Below are 18,158 nucleotides of genomic sequence, written 5' to 3' on the forward strand. Positions count from 1 at the left end.
TAACACCTCGTTCATAACAACTTTATTGAGTCAGATTAAAAACTCATTGTTGCATATATTTTTTTCGCAGTCCAGTACGTACCTTGAGGTAACCACCTTACTTTATTGTGTGTATTTTCTTTTTCTCGAGCCTGCAAGATAATGATGGTGTTCCACAAATTAAGGCAAGCATGTTGAAGACACACTCTTGAACATGGGCTTGAGAAGGAGATTTCATAATGAAAACACTGGTCATTTTGGCACACCCGAACCTTGAGACTTCAAGGGTAAACCAGCGGTGGAAAGAAGAATTGCTGCAGTATCCAAACGACATTACCATTCATGAAATATACAAAGAGTACCCTAACTGGAATATTGATGTTCCTAGGGAACAAGAGTTACTAGAAGCTTATGATCATGTCATCTTTCAATTTCCGTTATATTGGTACAGCTATCCACCTTTATTAAAGAAGTGGTTAGACGATGTATTTGCATACGGATGGGCTTATGGATCAAAGGGCGATAAGCTTAAAGGGAAAAAGCTGGGGCTTGCAATGTCCATCGGCGATAAAAAAGAAAACTATAGACCAGAGGGCTCCGTTTCCTTTACCGTGGATCAAGTGACTACGCCATTCAAAGCAAGTACCGTTCATGTTGGCGCGGTGGCACTCCCCTACTTTGCTGTCTTTGGAGCTTCATTTCAGGCCAGTGATGAGGAAATCAATCAAAGTGCAAAAGAATATATCGACTATATTATTAATCATCAGCAATAACCTAACTGGGCTATCCCAGGCTTTATCTAAGCCCTTAGGATAGCCCATACCTTTTCACCAATACTTCTCAGCTTTTATTTTTTCCATTCCAAACTAGCAATTACACACGCTCCACAATGTCTTCCAAATTCTTTAAAGAAAGCAAGTTTTCATTAAGCTATTCACATTCTATCGGATCGTTGCGATAATATATATACAAGGGGGTAAGCTTAGAAATGAAAAGCTGTTCTGCATCGTTAGCTTATTATTCTTCATCAGTCTTTTGGTTTCTTGTTCCAACGACGAGAAAGAAATAACTACATTAGCAAGGGACTCTTTTATTAAAATGACTGGAAATGATGAATTTCTAGAATATATTGCGAAAGTAAGTGAAAATGAAGCAATTCTTTGGATGCCCATTTCAAAGTACTTCACTTTAAATGAGGGAAAACGAAACTTGGAAAGGTCTCTAAAAGTAGATGGATATTTCTTTTGTTACATAAAAGATAAAAACGCTTTGTATTTTATCGGTAAAGGAAGCAAAAATATCTCGAAGGATGCATATAGAGATACTATACAACCATTAACTTCAATTTATAGTGAAGAGAAAATAAAACTACTACAGCAAGAATTCATAGAAAAACACACCAAACAGGTTGAGTTTTATGGTCCGCAAGTAACTAATATGAAATAATCGCCGGAATACCGAACATTCTTAAATATAAACATAACATGCCAGCGCATCACTTCAATTAGTATAGGATTGATGATACTCTGTTTTTTTATAATTCTACCATTGTGACGTATAAATTATGAAAAAGGCTGATTTTGATAATCCTTTAAGCGTAGTCACTTTCATAGAAAATACCCCCTATAAAGAGGGGCAACCCAAAAACAATATTTGAATACACTTCTTTTTCTGTTATATATTGCGAATCGTCACGGATTAAAGTATAGCTTTAATCTATGAAACTGCACCTCGAACCATTCTTTTACAAGCCAAACGAAAGCGAGGCCAAGTAATTTTTCAGTTTCTGTGGACGCACCGATATAAATATATCATTTAAGCGAAGGGTGATGGATATGACTATATCCAAGACGCCCCTTGTTTTTTGTAGGTAGAATCTATTAGCGGGGGAGATAATATGGAAACCCAACAAGAACGTAATCGCAGATTAAAACAAGAGGCTATTCAGCGTCAAAGCCGTGAAATTGCAGATTACGTCCGAAACCAACAAAACCAACCCAGACAATATTTTGATTCGCCACCCTCTTCGCCTCCTGAAGTAACATGCCCGAAATGTCAATCTAATCAAATCTCGGCGGGAACAAAAGGATTCAGTGTAGGCAAAGCAGCAGCGGGCGGGTTACTACTTGGAGGAGTCGGCTTACTCGGAGGATTTCTAGGAAGTAACAAGCACGTCCGTACTTGTGTGCGCTGCGGATACCGTTGGTAAGGATAGCCCCAGCGGGAGGAGGGGCAGCACTCGCAGTTCATGCTGTTCCCTCGTCTACTGAACTGCACACTAGGCTAACCATGCCAGTAGTGTAACCACTATTTATACTCTGGCTGTTCCTCCCCCGCTCCGCTGACGCAGGGCGGGGAAGAGTTATGAAGATATTACCTTCCCCTGAGATTAAGCTTCAAACCCAGCATGCCCCAGTCTCAGGATCAAACACCTGAACATTAGAGCAGTGCATGTGCCCTCTGAACTCGTATCATAAAATCTTATTGATCCTCAATAGATAATTTAGCCAACCACTCATCTTCACCAAAGTGTCCAGATGCCTTCACCTTCACCCCCCACTTCTCACCAAACCATATATAGAGACGCTGAAGATGCTCGTTACCGTTGAAGGAACGTACAATTTCGCTATATAGTTCTGACTGCCTATACTCTTTGACATCGGGAAACATCTTTTCTTCTCCCCAAACGCATGTTGACAAAGACCTGAATAGAGTTGTTTAGCTCCTACGGAAAGAAACAAGCAGTTGCTTACTACTGAAGGAATCTGGGAAGTTTTTTGCCAGTTGAAATTCAATTTTTGATTGCTGTGTTCTGTTTTTTGCCAACTGAAATTCAAATTTTGAATCATCGGACTTCAGTAATGCAGGGAAGCTCTGGCACGAAAACAGTGTCAGGACGATCTTGGAGAATCCAAGCTATACCGGAAATCTGCACTTTCATCGTGAAGAGAACATAGATTTCATTACGAAAAAACGACGTCAAGTGGAGCCAGACCGGCAGATTATTCTCGAAAACACCCATCCTGCCATCATCACGCTGGACGAACATTTGGCCGTTCTTAAACGAATTAGTATTAAGGGGGCGAACAAAAGTAACGGTCAGGAGTTGCACATCTAGCAGTCTGTGCAGATTGTGGTCATAGAATTGATTATAAAGAACGATCTTAAAGAGTTAACTTCAAACCATGTCAAGCTGGAGAAGCTGTATAAATCAGCTTGTGGCATGATCGAGATTACCCAGGATAAACATACAACGGAACTAAAACGAGTCGAGAAACGCCTCTCCCAGCTTCAAAACGAATTCCAGAAGTTATTCCAGGCTTACAGCCAGAGCATCATTAGCTTGGAGCAGTTCCAGGCACAGAACCAGCTCATCATAGCGGAGCAGAACTCTATGAATCAGCGAAAAGCCGACCTAGAAAAACAGGTCGGCGAACGTGATATTATGGAAGAGCAGCTTAAAGACTTCAAAAAGCAAGTCAGCAAGGTAGCTCGACTGGACTTTGATAACGAACAAATTCTGAAAATAGTTATCCACAGGGTCGTTCAAAAAATCGAAATATCTGACACTGGTACAGTTAAAGAAATTCATTACAATTTCATAAATCCCTTGTCCCACGGGACCTGAGAAGGGCGCAGTATTATTCTGCGCCCGCCCATTTTAGTAACACACAGCACTCCACATGTGTCGTATGCGGAAACATATCCACCGGCTGCACCTCGGCGACGGTGTAGCCGCCGTCGGCGAGCACGCGCAAGTCGCGCGCGAGGGTTGAGGCGCTGCACGACACGTAGACGACGCGGCGCGGGCGCAGCTCAAGGATCGTCGCGAGCAGCGCGGGGTCGCAGCCCTTGCGCGGCGGGTCGACGACGATCACGTCAGGACGGACGCCCTGACGTGTCCACTCGGGCAGGACCACTTCGGCCGGGCCTGCCTCGAAGTGCACGTTGGACATGCCGTTTAACTCGGCATTCTTACGTGCATCGGAGATCGCCTCTTCGACGATCTCCACGCCGTACACCTGTCCCGCGCGCTGCGCCAGGAACAGGGAGATCGTGCCGATGCCGCAGTAGGCATCGACGACCGTCTCGCCGCCGGTCAGCGCGGCGTATTCAAGTGCCTTCCCGTACAGCACTTCCGTTTGTACGGGGTTCACTTGAAAGAACGATCGCGCGGAAATGGCAAATTTCACATCGCCGATGTAGTCATAGATGACCTCGCTGCCCCACAGGAGGCGGGTCTCATCCCCAAAAATAACGTTGGTCTGCTTCATATTCACGTTATGGCAAATGCTCTTCACGCCCGGCACGGCTTCCCGGATGCCGGCTACCCATTCCTCTACGCGCGGAATTACTCTACTATTGGTCACCAGTACGACCATGATCTCACCCGTGCGGTAGCCGACTTTGACGACGACGTGGCGCAGCAGTCCGGTGTGAAGCTCTTCTTTATACGCGCGGATACCAAGACGCGCGCCGATCTCTTTCACCCGGGCGACGACTTCGTCATTCGACTCGTGCTGGATCAGGCACTCATCCATATCGATAATGCGATGGCTGCCCTGCGCATAAAAGCCGCCGATGAGGCCGCCCTGCTCTTCGCCAAAAGGGACCTGCGCCTTGTTGCGGTACCGCCACGGATTTGCCATCCCAAGTGTAGGATGAACAATAATTCCCTCAGTCGCTCCAGCTTCCCCCAACACTTGCAGCTTACCAATCCGCTGCAAATTATCCACCACCTGTTGGCGCTTCACGCGCAGCTGCGCCTCGTAGCCGAGGTGCTGCAGCTGGCAGCCGCCGCACTGCTCATAAATCCCACAGTCTGGAACGACCCGATCCGGGCTCTCCTCCAAAACGCGCTCCAACTTAGCATAGCCGTACTGCTTCTTCAGGTGCTCCACCCGCACGAGCGCATGCTCGCCCGGCAGCGCGCCACCGACAAAAAGGGTAAAGCCGTTCACACGGCCTACCCCTTCCCCGTCATGGCTGATCCCGATGATCTCAGCCTCGTATTGCTGCCCGATTTGCACCGGCAGCTCAGCCATCCATGTTGGCGCTGCTTTAGCCGCGAATACTGCTTTTTCGGCTCTTCCGGCTCTCCCCGCACTTCCAGCTTTACCCGGCGCCTTTGCCCCGCCATTTCGATCTCTATCTTTACCCGGCCGCAAACCGGAACCACTCTTTTTCATAAAACCCTCACTTTATGACTAGTCCGTTACTTACTCTTTATCCGTCTCTTCATCATGATGCCCAGTTCCCTTCAACTGAAACGGCGTCGTCAACGTATCGAGCAAAGTTTTCTTATAAGTCGACTGCCCCGACTCATCCACGATGATCTGCAAATGACTCTGCAGGTTCGTCATCACGCACGGCAGCGTGCCGCCAAACTCGCCGTCGAGGTTGAGCTGGACGTAGTCCGGCGAATTGATCTCGATATGATCCGTCTGGAAGTAGATCACGTTCGGATCGTTCAAATGCTCGCCGCGCAGCGCGAGCGTCACCACCCGAATGAACTCCGCGAGGTTACACTTTTTCAGTATCAATACATCAAACAATCCATCATTCAAATTCGCGTCTGGCGCGAGCTTCTCGAAGCCGCCGACGGAGTTGGAGTTGCCGACGAGGAACAGCATGACTTCCTCATGAAATTCGGCTTCGCCTGCCTTGACGAACAATTCGATAGGACGCAGGCGAGGCAATTTCTCGAGGCCCTTCATATAATAGGCCAACTGGCCGATCATCGTTTTCAGCTTGCTGGGTACCTCGTAGGTCAGCTCGGTCATGGAGCCTCCGCCGGCGATATTGATGAAGTAGCGGTTGTTGATTTTGCCTACGTCGATGTAGCGCGTGTACTGCTGGATGATCAGGTCGACGGCCTGCTCCCAGTTTTTGGGGATATTCAGTGCACGGGCAAAATCGTTGGTCGTCCCCAGCGGCAAAATGCCCAGCGGCGGCCGGTTCTCTTTCTCGGCCATGCCGTTCACGACTTCGCACAGGGTGCCGTCGCCGCCGGCTGCGATAATTAAATCGAAGCCCCGCTCCACAGCAATGGCGGCCGCCAATGTCGCATCGCCTTCGCCGATCGTCGCATGCGCGGAAGTCTCGAACCCTCCGCGCTCGAGGCGCTGGAGGATTTCCGGCAGACGCTTTTTCATTTCCTCGCGGCCGGAGGTTGGATTGTAGATCAGTCTTGCTCTTTTGACCACCATCGTTCTCATCACCTGTTCGCAGTTGTGATCCGTGAAGCGATCTGCTTCTCGATCCATAGGGAAATCTGCGGACTTGGCAGCAGTGCCCGTCCATTATATCGATATTCGAACCCTTCCATCCGGGAAGGAATGACTATGCTTGTGAAATACCCTTCGCTTAAAAATAGCGGCGCCACCACGACCGTATGCTCCGGCTTATGCTCAGCCCACCAGGTCATTTTCCGTTTCACTTGATCCGGCAAAAGCATCGCAACATCCGCCTCGTTGTAGCCGCCTAACGCTTTTAACCGCTCTGCGAGCTGCTCCAGCCCCTGGCGCCACTTGAGATGAAAGCCTTCTTCAACGCTGCCGTGACCGATGAGCAGGACAATCTCCCGGCTCGGGTTGTCGGACAGCTCTTTGATTTTCTCATAAATAATCTCGGCAATGACAGGATCGTCATCGATCGGGGATGTGAAATGAATCCGCGCCCGAATATCGAATCGCTCCAAATCGGTTTCCAGCGTAGGCTCCGGAATGACCCCCAGCGCATAGCTGATTTCATCGATATGTGTACTCCCGGAGGACACGAACAAAGGAACGACGACGATATCCGTGACGCCCTGCGCCTCTAGACTGTAGATTCCGTCTTGAATGAGCCTGCCTTCGACCAGCTCCAGATAGGATGCGTAAATCGGCGTCTCCGCCGGCATCCGGACTGCCGATACGGCATCATCGACAAGCTTGACCCAGCCCTCATCGCGAGAGCCGTGGCTAATTACCAATACGCCATATTTGTTCATTGTGCTAGACCCCACCCGTTCCTAACCATACCATGTGATTCCTATGCTAACCAATGTGTTCGTGCATGTCAATTGAACAAGAAAAATCCCGCTTTACACGAGGTAAGGCAGGATGTTTGTACGATTGAAAAAAGCATTCATCTTAACGATTCAAACGGTCAAGCGTCAGGACATAGCCGTCATTGCCATAGTTCAAGCAGCGTTTGACGCGCGAGATGGTCGCCGTGCTGGCGCCGGTCTCGGCTTCGATCTGGTTATACGTACAGCCTTTGCGCAGCATGCGCGCCACTTCCAGGCGTTGGGAGAGCGATTGAATCTCGTTGACCGTACATAAGTCATCAAAGAAAACGTAGCACTCTTCCATGTCTTTTAGCGTCAATATGGCCTCAAACAGCTGGTCTATAGCTTTATCATTTAATTTTTTTAATTGCATGCGGTATCAACTCCCGGTAGAACATCATCGTAGCTCATGAGTAAAGTAAGCTCTGTTGTAAGTTTCGACACGACTTTTATAATTCCTTCCTTTAGGTTTGCGAAACGTTAAAATTTCTATGCGTCACCGAGGTAAATCGTGACAATTTCCCGGACCCGTGACATTCGTCCATACCACCCGTAGGCAAGTGACATATCTTATATTAGTCTAATCTGATAAAAAGGGTTGTGAATACGAGTGAGTAACCACAGACAAACGATTGGCAATGGCGGCAATGTCCCTCAAGTAGTGCATACACGCAGTTTCTCCGGAGCACCGCAAATCGGCGACGGCTTCAGTCAATTCCCTGGGATCGGCGGCAATCCGTTCCCGCAAGGCGGCGGGCTTCCTGCTCCTTTTGAAGGCGGGGGTGGCGGCGGTTTCTTCGGAGGCAGTCCCAGCGGTAATACCAGCGGATTCTTCGGAGGCGGCGGCAGTGCCGGCGGTGGCGGCGGATTGCTAGGCGGTCTGTTCGGCGGAGGCGGTGGGGCTGGAGGTTCATCCAACCCCCTAAGCGGGTTGAACTTTAAGCAAATTGCCGGCTTTGTTGACCGCATGGGCGGCATCGACGGCATCATCGGAACGATGGGCAAAGTACAGAAGTTCATGAACAGTTTTCAGCAAATGGCGCCGATGATGAAGGTGCTCTTCAATTCCTTCGGCAAAGGCAAGGTGGCTTCAGAATCAAACCTCGAAGATCTGCTCCCACGCAAACGCAAACGCCGCAAAAAATCCGGCACCGCCCGCAGAAGAAGCGGCAGCAGACCTACAGCCAGAACAAGCAAACGCAGATAGGTCAAAATAAAACCACAAGCCGCCTTGCTTGGCTCTTCCTCGCCAAGCAGGGCGGCTTGCCTGCGTCTCTAACCGGTTACTCCATCTTTACCGCTGTGCCCTCAGGCACGATCTGCACCCACGTATTGCCCGGCAGGAGCGGCACTTCCTTTCCATCGGCGTAGGCCCTGATCATCCCGCCCTTACGCTCCCAAGTAATCTGCTGGGATTTCCCCTGCTGCAGGATGAGGCCTTTGCCGGGCCCGAATACATCGACCGTGCGGCGTCCCTCTTTATCCAAAATCTTATGCTTGCTCTCCAGCACAAGCAGGTTCGTCGTCTGCAGCTGCTTGCCGGTTTCCTTATCGACATGCGGTTTGCCTTCCATGCTGCGTTTATATACACCTTCAGCCGTACTATATTCATACGCAACGAAATACCCTTGTATGTACGGAATCTGGATGTTCGTTGCGGCTGCGCCGGTCAGCTTGCTTTGCCCATCCTTGGCGAAAGTGAGCAGCGGCCCGTTCCATTCGGAGCGGAATTTGCGCGCCTCGGCGCCCTGCTTCATTTTATCCACAGAGGTATAGAGATTGTGTGGTGCTTTGCGGTCGGTCGCGCGCCAGTAGTAGGCGCCGTCGCCATAGACCTCATCGAGATGGGCGAGTTTGCGGCCAGCCATCATGTTCATCGCATCCTGACTCCATCCCGCATGGACGAGAACGGCATCGAACGAATCGCCGAGCTCTACAAAATAAGGCCGAATGCTGCGCACAGGACCGATGGCCTTCGCTTCAATGCTTTGAAAAATCGAAACGAATCTCGTAATCTCGCCCTCTGCTAGAATCTCATAGACAATATCCGCCTGATCCAGCCCGGTCTGGGGCCTGGCTTGCGGAGAATTTTCGACCATGACCATGAACGGCCTGCTCTTCACTTCTTTATCGCTCGGGAGACCCGTCAGCGGGAACTTATAAGGCGCCTCTGGCTTCACCTCTGCGGAAACCGGTTGGACAGTGGGAGACGAAACAGATGTCGTCGCGGTTGGCACCGGACTCGCCGTTTGCGTAGCCGAAGGCGTATCGCTGCAACCCGATAGGGCTATGACAGAGCATCCAAGGACGAGCCAGGCGCTGAGGTTTCTTTTTCCACGCAATTTCAATGATTTCATTACAGGCTGCACCTCTTCTTCTATTTCGTTCTAGTAAAATGTATATTCTAGTGAATAAGAATTTAGAAGACTTGGTTCATGCAACACTCCAATAATCATTATATTATAACACTTATATTGCTACAGATAACAATAAAGCGAAAAGCGAAGTCCATATACTACACAGCAGGATTACGGCATGACCATATTTCTTTCCATAGGTCCAACGAGCACCTTTAGAAGAATTAGACATACACCGATAATTTCCTTTATTTGGATTTATTAATGACGGCTATATAGAAACTGCATAAACCATTTTTCTGTCAAAAAATCAGGTTGGCGTATCCTAATCGTGTACTTCAAATTGTATTTGTCCGTCGCGGGCTTGGTCCGATCAAGTAAGTGGCAAATTCCTCGCCGTTAGGGTCTCCAGAACCACTGACCATAAAATACGGTACCTCTTATCGAATGAGAATTAGGAGAGTTGCGGTACTCCTTTAGAGCAAACTCGACAGCGGAATTCGGTTTGCGAGAGCAATCGTCTCAGGTAAGAAATAATCACAATAAATCGGGACTTTGAAGCGGACCTATGTATTCGTACTGATAGATCTTTCCAGTGGAACCCGTCGGAATTGCACGGAATTTGCCTTCTTCCACCAGTTTACGGCAATACTTCATAACAGTTTGCTTGTGGATCTCCAATTCTTTCGAGGCTATCGGCGGGTAAACGATACGATTGTGCCGAATCGCCAGACGCATTAGTTGGCGTTCGATTTTTCCAAATTTGTGACGAAGCTCTCCGGTTTTCTCATTCGCTGCCGCAAGATAAGGTCCTAATATACTTCGAACCATAGTCAGTATGAACGATGGATTTTCTTTCATCTCATCCAATGATATCCAGATCATATGACATTCTTGGGACTGCAGGAACAATCCCCGATTCAGATCAATTCGATATTTCGAACGATCCTTGCCATGTGAACCATAGTCCATAATTTCGAATACAAAACGAAGTCCGCCTAAGATCCAAATAAAGTCTACAAAATACGACCGTCCTCGCCAATCTTTAATCTCATACTCGGGATGCAAACCTGTAAAATGACCCATTAGGGTCCAACATATTTTTTCTGCAAACAAACGATTACCATACCCATGCCCCCTTTTCAAAGCATCTTTTCGTTCACCATGACGTTTCGACATGTGGTACTTTATCCACTTTTCATGCTCGATTTCAAAACTCAACCCTATCACCCTTTCTGAGCAAATAAAAAGCCCCGACATGCCTTCGCTTTGGAAGGTATATCGGGGCGTGCTTCGCCACATTTATTATCAGTGCATCTGTATTTTAACCAAATCAGTCCCTTGTTGCAATGAACTTTTTCAAATACGCCGGAATTTTGAGTGATTTATCGTACAAAGTCCTTTTATCTGACCATTATCTGATCAATTTGAATGAGTATTCGTACAAAATTACTACCTCAACCTTCTCTTGGCTCGATATTATACGATATTTCGTTCAAAGTTCCTGTATCAGACGGTTATGTACACAATATTATACGACTTTTCGTACAAAACCTACGAGTCCGGTTCGGAATACCTGCCAGTGCCTGTTCGCCCCTTGCGAGGCTCTATATAGCAAAACGCTACCACATCATGTGATGACGTTCTTATGCTATATGGAGCCAAGGGGGATGTTGAATTCCCGATTCAACTTGCTGACGATGCCTACTCGACGATGACAACCTTAGCGGTAGAATTCAACGCCGTGCTCCCCCACTTGAAGCCAACCCTCCGAAGCGTCTCACCCGTTCCGTCCGCGCGGACGAACCCCTAACCTCATCGCTGCCAGCGATGCGCTCTCCCAATTGAGCTACGGCCCCCTGATCATGTAGACTCTGTGGAGTAGGAATCAAATTAAAGAGGAAATCCTGAACTTTCCGCTAATTCTCTGCCGTCGTAAACGTAAAAGTATGACGCCGCCTTCCGGCTTCCACGGTTACGATCACCTTTCTGCCGGGGGCAAATTGCCCTTCTGGTTGAAAGGACATACCGGACTCGCTCCCGCCGGTAACTCCGGGTATATGTGCTTCCGGGTTATCTGCGTATCGGATCGGCATGCCTAAGTTGTTCCCGCGGGTACCCTTCCAAATAGCGACTATTGTTGCATCCCTTGGCACGTCGGTCGCTCCATCGACCGGATAGGTCCAAACCATCCAGTTCTTTGATTGATACCAGTCCCATCCGATCCAACCGGCAATAAGAAGGGCTATGATTGCTAGAGATCGGGTTCTCCCAAATCGCGGATTTGCATGTCCCCGTATCAACGCTGACACTCCTTTAGGCTCGCTTTATTAGATTCCCTATTTACTGCAAAACTGCCTTGATGAGTTGACTGCGGTTTTTCACCTGCATTTTCGCATAGACGGAGCTTAAATGCTTTTTTACCGTAATTTCGCTAACAAACAGCCGTGCCGCGATTTCGAGGTTGGAGCAGCCTTCAATAACGCATAAGGTGACTTCCCGCTCGCGCTCCGTCAGCCCGAATCTGAGAAGCGGATCCTCCTTCTCTTCGCTCCCCGATCTCTCTGTACCGGCGACTTCGGCAGGCTCCAGCTGTATGCCTATACGGTGCAGCATAGCTGCCAGAAAAGCGTCCAGCTTCTTCCCTCTTGTATCCAGCACAAAAGTAGGCGTTGGGGTCTTTCCGTCGTAGCTGCAATGGAACACATCAGGAACCGCTTCGAACCCGAAGCCGAGATGAGAATCGTAGAACATCGGGAGCGGTGGCGGGGAAGCAAAAAACAGTTTGCCTGAGCACATGTAATTGTACATTTGGGAACCGCCTTCCATGAGAAGAGCGGAATCGGTCCATTCAAGGACATCGATGCTTTTAATAAACCAGCCGGCCTGTTCCGACTCCGGAACGTCAAGCTCCTTACGCTCTGCTGCCGACAGACTGCGAATATAAGGGCCTGAGAAAGGATTTTGCTCCAAATAATCCAGCGTCCCCCGGTTAATCGGAATGATAGCCGACAGCCCCTGTACCGATCCGTCCTGCGCCTTCAACAGCATAACCGATTGCTGCCCTAAGCTAAGCAGCTCTTCCAGATCCAGTCCTTCGATGGCATACAGCATCTCCGCTTTCGAAAGCGTTAACTCCAGCAGGTCCCCTGTCATAGGGTCGACACCTCTTCGGGTAACCGTTCTCGCCTCATTACGGCGCCGCTGCAAGTACTGAAGACCTTCCCCAAGATTAGCGGCCGATAACGGCTCCCAAATAAACTCTTCCTTCCAAGACGTGTTCAGGTGCGCCCGGATAAAGGCATCTCCGATATAACCAAACAGCTCCCCCACTTCCCAGGCCACGTCCCGCTTCCCATGGGACCCTCTGATGATAGAGGCATAATAGCGGACGCAGCGCTCCATAAGCTTACCAAACTGCCCGGGCGCCCGTTCCCTCAAATAACTTCGCGTGGACTCCCTCATCAGATCGTGCAGTCTCCAACCCCTATCTATCTTCCGTACAAAAGAAAGCGCCGTGAGCCTCCCGAAGGCATCTGCGCTTATATCCCGCTCCACGACATACGCAAGGAGCTCCTGATTGAACTGCCTTAGCATCGATGCCGCCTCTACGAGCTGCCTGAGCTCTTCGTCCGCCACCTCTTTCAGCCAGGATGAAGCGAGCTCCGAGGACCATCCAGCGTCGTTCAACGGGCCGCTCCCTTCGAGAAGCTCCGTCGACACGGCCAGCGATAGCGAGAGCCCATGCCCTCTCGTACGTTCCCAAAGCCGCTCTCCCTGTGCTTCTTCGGTTAGACCGCATTTGCGTGCATAATTCAATACGTCCGTCCGGGTCAAATGATCGATGGCGAGCCAGAGGGTACGCTCTCTCCAGGCCGGGGATAACAGCCACTGTCCCTTAAGCGGGTACCGTCCCGCCAGGAGAACGAGGATTCCCGGATCTAATTCTCTCAAGAATTGCTCTCTCAGCCAGCCCTCCATGCCGGTCATTTCCTCAAACGTATCCAGCGCCACGACGACCTGGCGGTCCTGCGCCAACCGGTTCAGCCTGCGCAGCACGGCATCGAGCGGCTCTTCATCCCTGCTGCCCTTTTCTTTTGCGGATGGAAGCTGCAGGAGCAGCTGCTTGCAGAAATCGTTCCCCGTCCTCCTGAATTCCCGGCTGTCGAGCAGCAGGAAAACAGCATTGAGCCTTCTCGCTTGCCTGCGGAACGCATCGAGCAGCGTGCTTTTGCCTACGCCGCCTGTACCATACAGATTCCAAATGTGTTTGCTCATCGGCTCGCCGGCCAAAAACCGTTCAAAAAGCGCTCTCTCCTTCTCGCGGCCCACCAGAAATTCTTCTTCGCGGTCGTCTATGCTTGAGGCAGCCTGCGGCCCGGTTATCGCCTTGCCCCGCTCGAATCTTATAACGTCTCCCTTCATGCCGAACCTCCCGTTTTTAACCTAAATACTGACATCCGCGCCTAAATTCAACTAAAGTATACTACCAAATTATACTGCGGTATAGTAGTCTGACCTGCGATTCAGGTGATAACTTTGAAGCATGAGAAAACTGCTGAGTCTTGAAAGGAGGCATACGGATGTGTCTCATGCAAGATTATCGAGAACGATCGAAAACCCGCTCGTTCAAGACAGGGTTACCTTCATCACGACCGGAGCTGAATCAGGCGGATCTTTTGAGTATGTAGAGGTCGAGCTGGCCCCTGGAGGAGGCGTGGACCTTCACTACCATCTCGCCTTTACGGAGCACTTTGAGGCTGTGCATGGAGTGCTTCACCTGGAGCTGGACGGACTCTTTCGCGAGCTCCTTCCCGGTCAGACCGTTTCGGCTCCGCCAGGATCGCTGCACCGCTTTTTTAACCCTGGCCATGAGAAGATCATTTTCCATGTCAAGATTGCTCCGGCCAGACGGTTTGAGCAGATGCTCCGAATCTCATACGGTCTGGCCCGGGATGGCAAAGTAAGGGGAAAGACTGGAATTCCCCGCAATGTCCTCGATCTGGCCGTTATCTTCGAGCTCGGCGAAACGTATATGAAGGGGATCCCGATAGGGCTGCAAAAAGGGATTTTCGGCACGCTATACCGAATCGCCAAGTGGCGCGGTGTGGAAGAACGTTTGCTAGATACGTATTGCAGATGAATGAAAAGAAAGGGTGATCCCCAATGGGCATTCGCATGTTAAAAATCGCATCGTTTTATTTTCTGGTCGGAGTCGTGATGGGAATGGGCATGTCCATGACCGAAAGCTTTAGTCTCAGCCCCGTCCACGTCCATTTGAACTTGATCGGATGGGTGTCCATGGCTATCGGCGGCCTCGTGTATGACCGCTTCCCCGCGGCTGCGCGTACTCTCGGCAAGCTGCACTTCTGGATGCACAATATCGGGGTTCCCCTCATGATGGGCGGACTTGCCGCCTATATTCTCGGCTTCGCAAGCCTTGCTCCGCTAATCCCTGTCGGGGGTGTTCTGATTGTGATTGGCACTCTGTTATTCTTCATCAATATCGTGCGTAATGTGCATGCCTCCAAGGAAGCACATGCTGACCGTTCGGCAACTCATCACACTGCCGGTTAATCCGGACGGACCCGCTCGGCTCCGCCCCGCTTCTCCTCTCCTCTCACCTCTCCTCTCCTCACGCTTATACAAAACCTCTTAAAAGCCCCTTAAACAACAAATCCCTGCTCTGGACTGAACCGCATGCGCGGTACAGGACAGCAGGGATTTCGTTGTATCTTTTAAGGTAATCAAGTTTATTTCTATTTGACTGTCATGATCTTGAAAAGGTACTGTTAATTTAGCAGATCTCACCAAGATCTCATCTTGAAAAAGCATGCATAAAACGGGCTTAAGGGGGATTAACATGGACGACCGCCACCCGCACCAACCGGATGAAGGGGCTATCGTGCTGTTCGACGGGGTATGTAACCTCTGCAATGGGGCTGTGCAGTTCATTCTTCACCGTGACCCGCAGGGTGTGTTTCGTTTTGCTTCTTTGCAATCCGAGGTTGGGCAAAAGCTGCTCCGGCAGCACCTGCTGCCTGCGGATGTCATCAATACCATCGTCCTGATCGAGCATGGACGTTCCTATACGCAATCCACGGCTGCGCTTCGCATTGCACGTCGGCTGCGTGGCGCTTGGAAGGCGGCCTATGCGGCCATCCTTATTCCCGCCCCGTGGCGGAATGCCGCCTATCGCTTCGTTGCGCGCAATCGCTACCGCTGGTTCGGCCAAGCGGAGCACTGCATACTGCCGAGGCCTGAGTTCAAGCAGCGATTTCTTGAATAGCAGGGCGAGTCAGAATCAGGCCATTTCGGCCAAATCCAGACGGATCATGGTGACCCGCTCATCGAATAGCCAAAACTCTAAGGCGATCATCGCTTCTTTGTCCAGATAACCAAAGATAGTTGCGCCTTGCTCGCTCCTGCGGTAACTAGGTTCTCCATAAGCGGTTTTGATCTCGTCCGCCTTACTATCGATACCGATTCCTTTGGTTGTGGTACGGGAAGAGCCGGCATTTGCAGCGATCATAATGCGAACGATGGCTTCACTGCCCGCCTTCGTGGCTACGATGGCACCATTGTCGACATTGTAATAGTGGTAGTTATCATTATCCTGTTTGCGCATGATTGTAGGAGAAGGCAGCACGTTTTTGATCTTTTTGATGCTTTGCCCAAGTGTGATGCCGCCGAAGTGTTCATGCTGCAAGGACTGGCTCGGTGCCAATGTATAGTGGGCCTGCCTGGGTCCTAGAAGTAAGTAAAATCGATATGCTGTCTGACTAAGCAAGACTACTGCTACTCCAATCAATATCATTTGTATCCATTTGCTTCGTAGAAAGCTTGCTGCTTGCATGCAGCCCCACCCATCCTTCTCCGGCTCCTTGCCAGCCCATTTGTATCATTGTCTATCGCCGGTTATCAGCTCTGATTAATTGGTTTCCGCTCCAAACATCCAGCAGCTTAAGCTGAGCGTCCCCATCTGAAAGCTATGATGCAGCAGCCTCGCTTTATGCGAGGTATCAGCAGCACCAAGAGCAATGAGCAGCGGAACAAAATGCTCCGGGGTCGGCACCGCCTCAGCGGCAAAAGGCGCCCTGTCCTCATAGCTGAACAGCGCCTCCAGATTCCACGTCTCCAGCTGCTCCGCGAGCCATTCATCAAACTTCAACGCCCATACCTGGGGCGCAGGATTGCGGCGGTCAAGCCGACGCAGATTGTGCACCGTTCCCCCGCTGCCGAGGATGAGAACCTGCTGCTCTCTGAGAGCAGATAAAGCCGCACCTACCCGATAATGCTCCTCCGGCGTCAGCCTTGGATTCACGGATAATGCGACTACCGGGATCGATGCATCCGGATACATAATATGCAGCGGTGCCCATGATCCATGGTCCAACCCCCGCTGATCATTCATTTCACAATCAATACCCTCATCCTGAAAAAGCTGCTGTATATGTAAGCTAAGCGTCAAATCCCCTTTGGCGGGATACTTAATGGCATAAAGTTCTTCCGGAAATCCGGTAAAATCGTAGATCGTTTCCAGCTGTATCGCCGAGCTGATCTGCTGCAACCGGCTCTCCCAATGCGCGCTGAACAGCACGATGGCTTTGGGCCGTGGAATGCTTGACGCAAGCTTCCGCAAAAATTCCGTATAAGCATGCTGCTCGATCGCCAAGCTCGGTGCGCCATGCGCAATAAAAAAAGAAGGCAGCATCGCCATTCCTCCCTCGATCCCTCGAACATAGTCTCATTTTACATGGATTAATCTTCCTATTATACCCCTATTCTTCAAACCCAATTAATGGTATGATACGAATGTATATTCGCATATCGGGGAGATGATTCTTATGCCAAGACAAATCAGCAGCTCTTTAACCGCAATCATGGTGTCCGATCTTGAGCGTTCCAAACAATTTTATCGGGATGTGCTAGGCTTTGACGTTACGGACTGGTGGGCCGTGAGAGACGGCTTGCAAGGGATCGCTCTTAAACTTTTGCAAGCGCCTACTCCTCAGGATGTGAAACCGAATCCTGCTGAAAATGAGTGGTCGCGCGCGTTTGACGTGTACGCCTATACCGACGATTGGGCATCGCTGGACAGTTTGTATGAAGAGTTTCGCAGTAAGGGCGCTATCATATCCGGAGAACCTGTCATTTCGCCCGATTTTGGCCCATGGAAAGAATTTATCGTGCAGGATCCCGATGGGTATCATATCGCTTTCGGCGGCGTGGACGGGCGCAAAGCTAACAGCTATGTACAAGATCATGTCGATTCCGTGTTTCTTTGGGTTAGGAATCTCGACAAATCCGTTAAACTTTATGCAGCTCTATTAGGATTGGAGATTCGCGAGCAGGACCGTAACGATCATTTGCACCTGTTCAAATTATCGAACGGCACGAGTCTCATTCTCGATTCCAATGGAATGTCCGAAATCCCGGTCCCGGAAGTCGGTCCGGTCCTATTCAAGCTGAATACGGTAGACATTGAAGGTGCGCACCGCCATGCAGAGGAACTCGGATTCCAAGTTGTCTACGGCATCGCACGGTACCCGCAGGTTTCGTTCTTTAACATTCGGGATGAAGACGGCAACATCATTACCATTTCACAGAATCATGCCTAACTAATCTGTCTATGCATGAAAAAGCCTCCTTCTGCCAAAACTACCTTTAAATCAACCTCTCTTAATGTAGTAGACAGAAGGAGGCACATCCATGAATACCCTCTGGGATTTCATTTCCCGCCATTGGTTATCAATCATTTTACTTATAGG

General features: G+C 49.9%; 20 protein-coding genes, 1 tRNA gene and 1 pseudogene. 10 read left to right on the top strand and 12 right to left on the bottom strand.

Going from position 1 to position 18,158, the window contains the following annotated elements; all coding sequences use genetic code 11:
* The first annotated feature begins 218 nt into the window (after positions 1-218).
* The 3 genes from ICC18_RS24550 to ICC18_RS24560 all read left to right on the top strand — a co-directional run bounded on the left by ICC18_RS24550 (position 219) and on the right by ICC18_RS24560 (position 2,188).
* Positions 219-752, top strand: coding sequence for an NAD(P)H-dependent oxidoreductase (locus ICC18_RS24550; protein ID WP_188177081.1), 534 nt, complete (start codon positions 219-221; stop codon positions 750-752).
* Between the two features lie 325 nt (positions 753-1,077).
* Positions 1,078-1,425: a hypothetical protein gene (locus ICC18_RS24555; protein ID WP_188177082.1), complete on the top strand. Its 348-nt coding sequence runs from the start codon at positions 1,078-1,080 to the stop codon at positions 1,423-1,425.
* A gap of 451 nt (positions 1,426-1,876) precedes the next feature.
* Positions 1,877-2,188: a hypothetical protein gene (locus tag ICC18_RS24560; protein WP_188177170.1), complete on the top strand. Its 312-nt coding sequence runs from the start codon at positions 1,877-1,879 to the stop codon at positions 2,186-2,188.
* 272 nt (positions 2,189-2,460) lie between these two features.
* Here the strand turns inward: ICC18_RS24560 and ICC18_RS24565 are convergent, their stop codons facing one another.
* The gene (locus ICC18_RS24565) at positions 2,461-2,649 is read right to left on the bottom strand and encodes a hypothetical protein (RefSeq protein ID WP_188177083.1); all 189 of its coding nucleotides are present in this window, start codon (positions 2,647-2,649) and stop codon (positions 2,461-2,463) included.
* 202 nt (positions 2,650-2,851) lie between these two features.
* Here ICC18_RS24565 and ICC18_RS24570 point away from each other — a divergent pair.
* Both ICC18_RS24570 and ICC18_RS24575 read left to right on the top strand, forming a co-directional pair.
* Positions 2,852-3,097, top strand: a pseudogene (locus tag ICC18_RS24570) (recombinase family protein); the annotation flags it as partial.
* A 15-nt stretch (positions 3,098-3,112) separates the two neighbouring features.
* Positions 3,113-3,607 carry a hypothetical protein gene (locus tag ICC18_RS24575; RefSeq protein WP_188177085.1) on the top strand — a complete coding sequence of 165 codons (495 nt, stop codon included), beginning with the start codon at positions 3,113-3,115 and terminating at the stop codon, positions 3,605-3,607.
* Between the two features lie 13 nt (positions 3,608-3,620).
* Here the strand turns inward: ICC18_RS24575 and rlmD are convergent, their stop codons facing one another.
* From rlmD to ICC18_RS24595, 4 genes are all read right to left on the bottom strand, one after another.
* Positions 3,621-5,024 carry a 23S rRNA (uracil(1939)-C(5))-methyltransferase RlmD gene (gene rlmD / locus ICC18_RS24580; protein WP_223192827.1) on the bottom strand — a complete coding sequence of 468 codons (1,404 nt, stop codon included), beginning with the start codon at positions 5,022-5,024 and terminating at the stop codon, positions 3,621-3,623.
* Positions 5,025-5,198: 174 nt separating this feature from the next.
* Entirely contained in the window at positions 5,199-6,188 is a 990-nt protein-coding gene (locus ICC18_RS24585) for a diacylglycerol kinase (protein ID WP_188177087.1), read from the bottom strand.
* A gap of 8 nt (positions 6,189-6,196) precedes the next feature.
* On the bottom strand, positions 6,197-6,970 hold the full coding sequence (locus ICC18_RS24590; protein ID WP_188177088.1) for a sirohydrochlorin chelatase: 774 nt from the start codon (positions 6,968-6,970) through the stop codon (positions 6,197-6,199).
* A gap of 142 nt (positions 6,971-7,112) precedes the next feature.
* Positions 7,113-7,403, bottom strand: coding sequence for a YerC/YecD family TrpR-related protein (locus tag ICC18_RS24595; protein ID WP_188177089.1), 291 nt, complete (start codon positions 7,401-7,403; stop codon positions 7,113-7,115).
* Between the two features lie 237 nt (positions 7,404-7,640).
* Between ICC18_RS24595 and ICC18_RS24600 the strand changes: the two genes are divergently transcribed.
* On the top strand, positions 7,641-8,237 hold the full coding sequence (locus tag ICC18_RS24600; protein WP_188177090.1) for an aminotransferase: 597 nt from the start codon (positions 7,641-7,643) through the stop codon (positions 8,235-8,237).
* Between the two features lie 76 nt (positions 8,238-8,313).
* Here the strand turns inward: ICC18_RS24600 and ICC18_RS24605 are convergent, their stop codons facing one another.
* The 5 genes from ICC18_RS24605 to ICC18_RS24625 form a co-directional block, all read right to left on the bottom strand.
* Positions 8,314-9,387: a DUF3048 domain-containing protein gene (locus ICC18_RS24605; RefSeq protein ID WP_188177091.1), complete on the bottom strand. Its 1,074-nt coding sequence runs from the start codon at positions 9,385-9,387 to the stop codon at positions 8,314-8,316.
* Positions 9,388-9,924: 537 nt separating this feature from the next.
* Positions 9,925-10,566: a hypothetical protein gene (locus ICC18_RS24610; protein ID WP_223192828.1), complete on the bottom strand. Its 642-nt coding sequence runs from the start codon at positions 10,564-10,566 to the stop codon at positions 9,925-9,927.
* 477 nt (positions 10,567-11,043) lie between these two features.
* Positions 11,044-11,246: transfer RNA gene (locus tag ICC18_RS24615), tRNA-Ala, on the bottom strand.
* Positions 11,247-11,306: 60 nt separating this feature from the next.
* Positions 11,307-11,690, bottom strand: a complete 384-nt coding sequence (locus ICC18_RS24620; RefSeq protein WP_188177093.1) for an Ig-like domain-containing domain — start codon at positions 11,688-11,690, stop codon at positions 11,307-11,309.
* 40 nt (positions 11,691-11,730) lie between these two features.
* Positions 11,731-13,812: a LuxR C-terminal-related transcriptional regulator gene (locus tag ICC18_RS24625; protein ID WP_188177094.1), complete on the bottom strand. Its 2,082-nt coding sequence runs from the start codon at positions 13,810-13,812 to the stop codon at positions 11,731-11,733.
* A gap of 160 nt (positions 13,813-13,972) precedes the next feature.
* Between ICC18_RS24625 and ICC18_RS24630 the strand changes: the two genes are divergently transcribed.
* The 3 genes from ICC18_RS24630 (at position 13,973) to ICC18_RS24640 (ending at position 15,676) form a co-directional block, all read left to right on the top strand.
* Positions 13,973-14,530 carry a cupin domain-containing protein gene (locus tag ICC18_RS24630; protein ID WP_188177095.1) on the top strand — a complete coding sequence of 186 codons (558 nt, stop codon included), beginning with the start codon at positions 13,973-13,975 and terminating at the stop codon, positions 14,528-14,530.
* A 23-nt stretch (positions 14,531-14,553) separates the two neighbouring features.
* Positions 14,554-14,964: a cytochrome-c oxidase gene (locus tag ICC18_RS24635; protein WP_188177096.1), complete on the top strand. Its 411-nt coding sequence runs from the start codon at positions 14,554-14,556 to the stop codon at positions 14,962-14,964.
* Positions 14,965-15,250: 286 nt separating this feature from the next.
* Entirely contained in the window at positions 15,251-15,676 is a 426-nt protein-coding gene (locus tag ICC18_RS24640; RefSeq protein ID WP_188177161.1) for a thiol-disulfide oxidoreductase DCC family protein, read from the top strand.
* Between the two features lie 15 nt (positions 15,677-15,691).
* Here the strand turns inward: ICC18_RS24640 and ICC18_RS24645 are convergent, their stop codons facing one another.
* Together ICC18_RS24645 and ICC18_RS24650 are read right to left on the bottom strand one after the other, a co-directional pair.
* Positions 15,692-16,243 carry a hypothetical protein gene (locus ICC18_RS24645; RefSeq protein WP_188177097.1) on the bottom strand — a complete coding sequence of 184 codons (552 nt, stop codon included), beginning with the start codon at positions 16,241-16,243 and terminating at the stop codon, positions 15,692-15,694.
* 75 nt (positions 16,244-16,318) lie between these two features.
* Positions 16,319-17,101, bottom strand: coding sequence for a DODA-type extradiol aromatic ring-opening family dioxygenase (locus ICC18_RS24650; protein ID WP_188177098.1), 783 nt, complete (start codon positions 17,099-17,101; stop codon positions 16,319-16,321).
* Between the two features lie 133 nt (positions 17,102-17,234).
* Between ICC18_RS24650 and ICC18_RS24655 the strand changes: the two genes are divergently transcribed.
* Positions 17,235-18,008 (top strand): VOC family protein, encoded by a 774-nt coding sequence (locus tag ICC18_RS24655; protein ID WP_223192830.1) that lies wholly within the window; start codon positions 17,235-17,237, stop codon positions 18,006-18,008.
* Positions 18,009-18,158: the final 150 nt, after the last annotated feature.

Origin of the sequence: Paenibacillus sedimenti (genome assembly GCF_014534655.1) — a bacterium.
GTDB classification, from domain to species: Bacteria; Bacillota; Bacilli; order Paenibacillales; family NBRC-103111; genus Paenibacillus_E; species Paenibacillus_E sedimenti.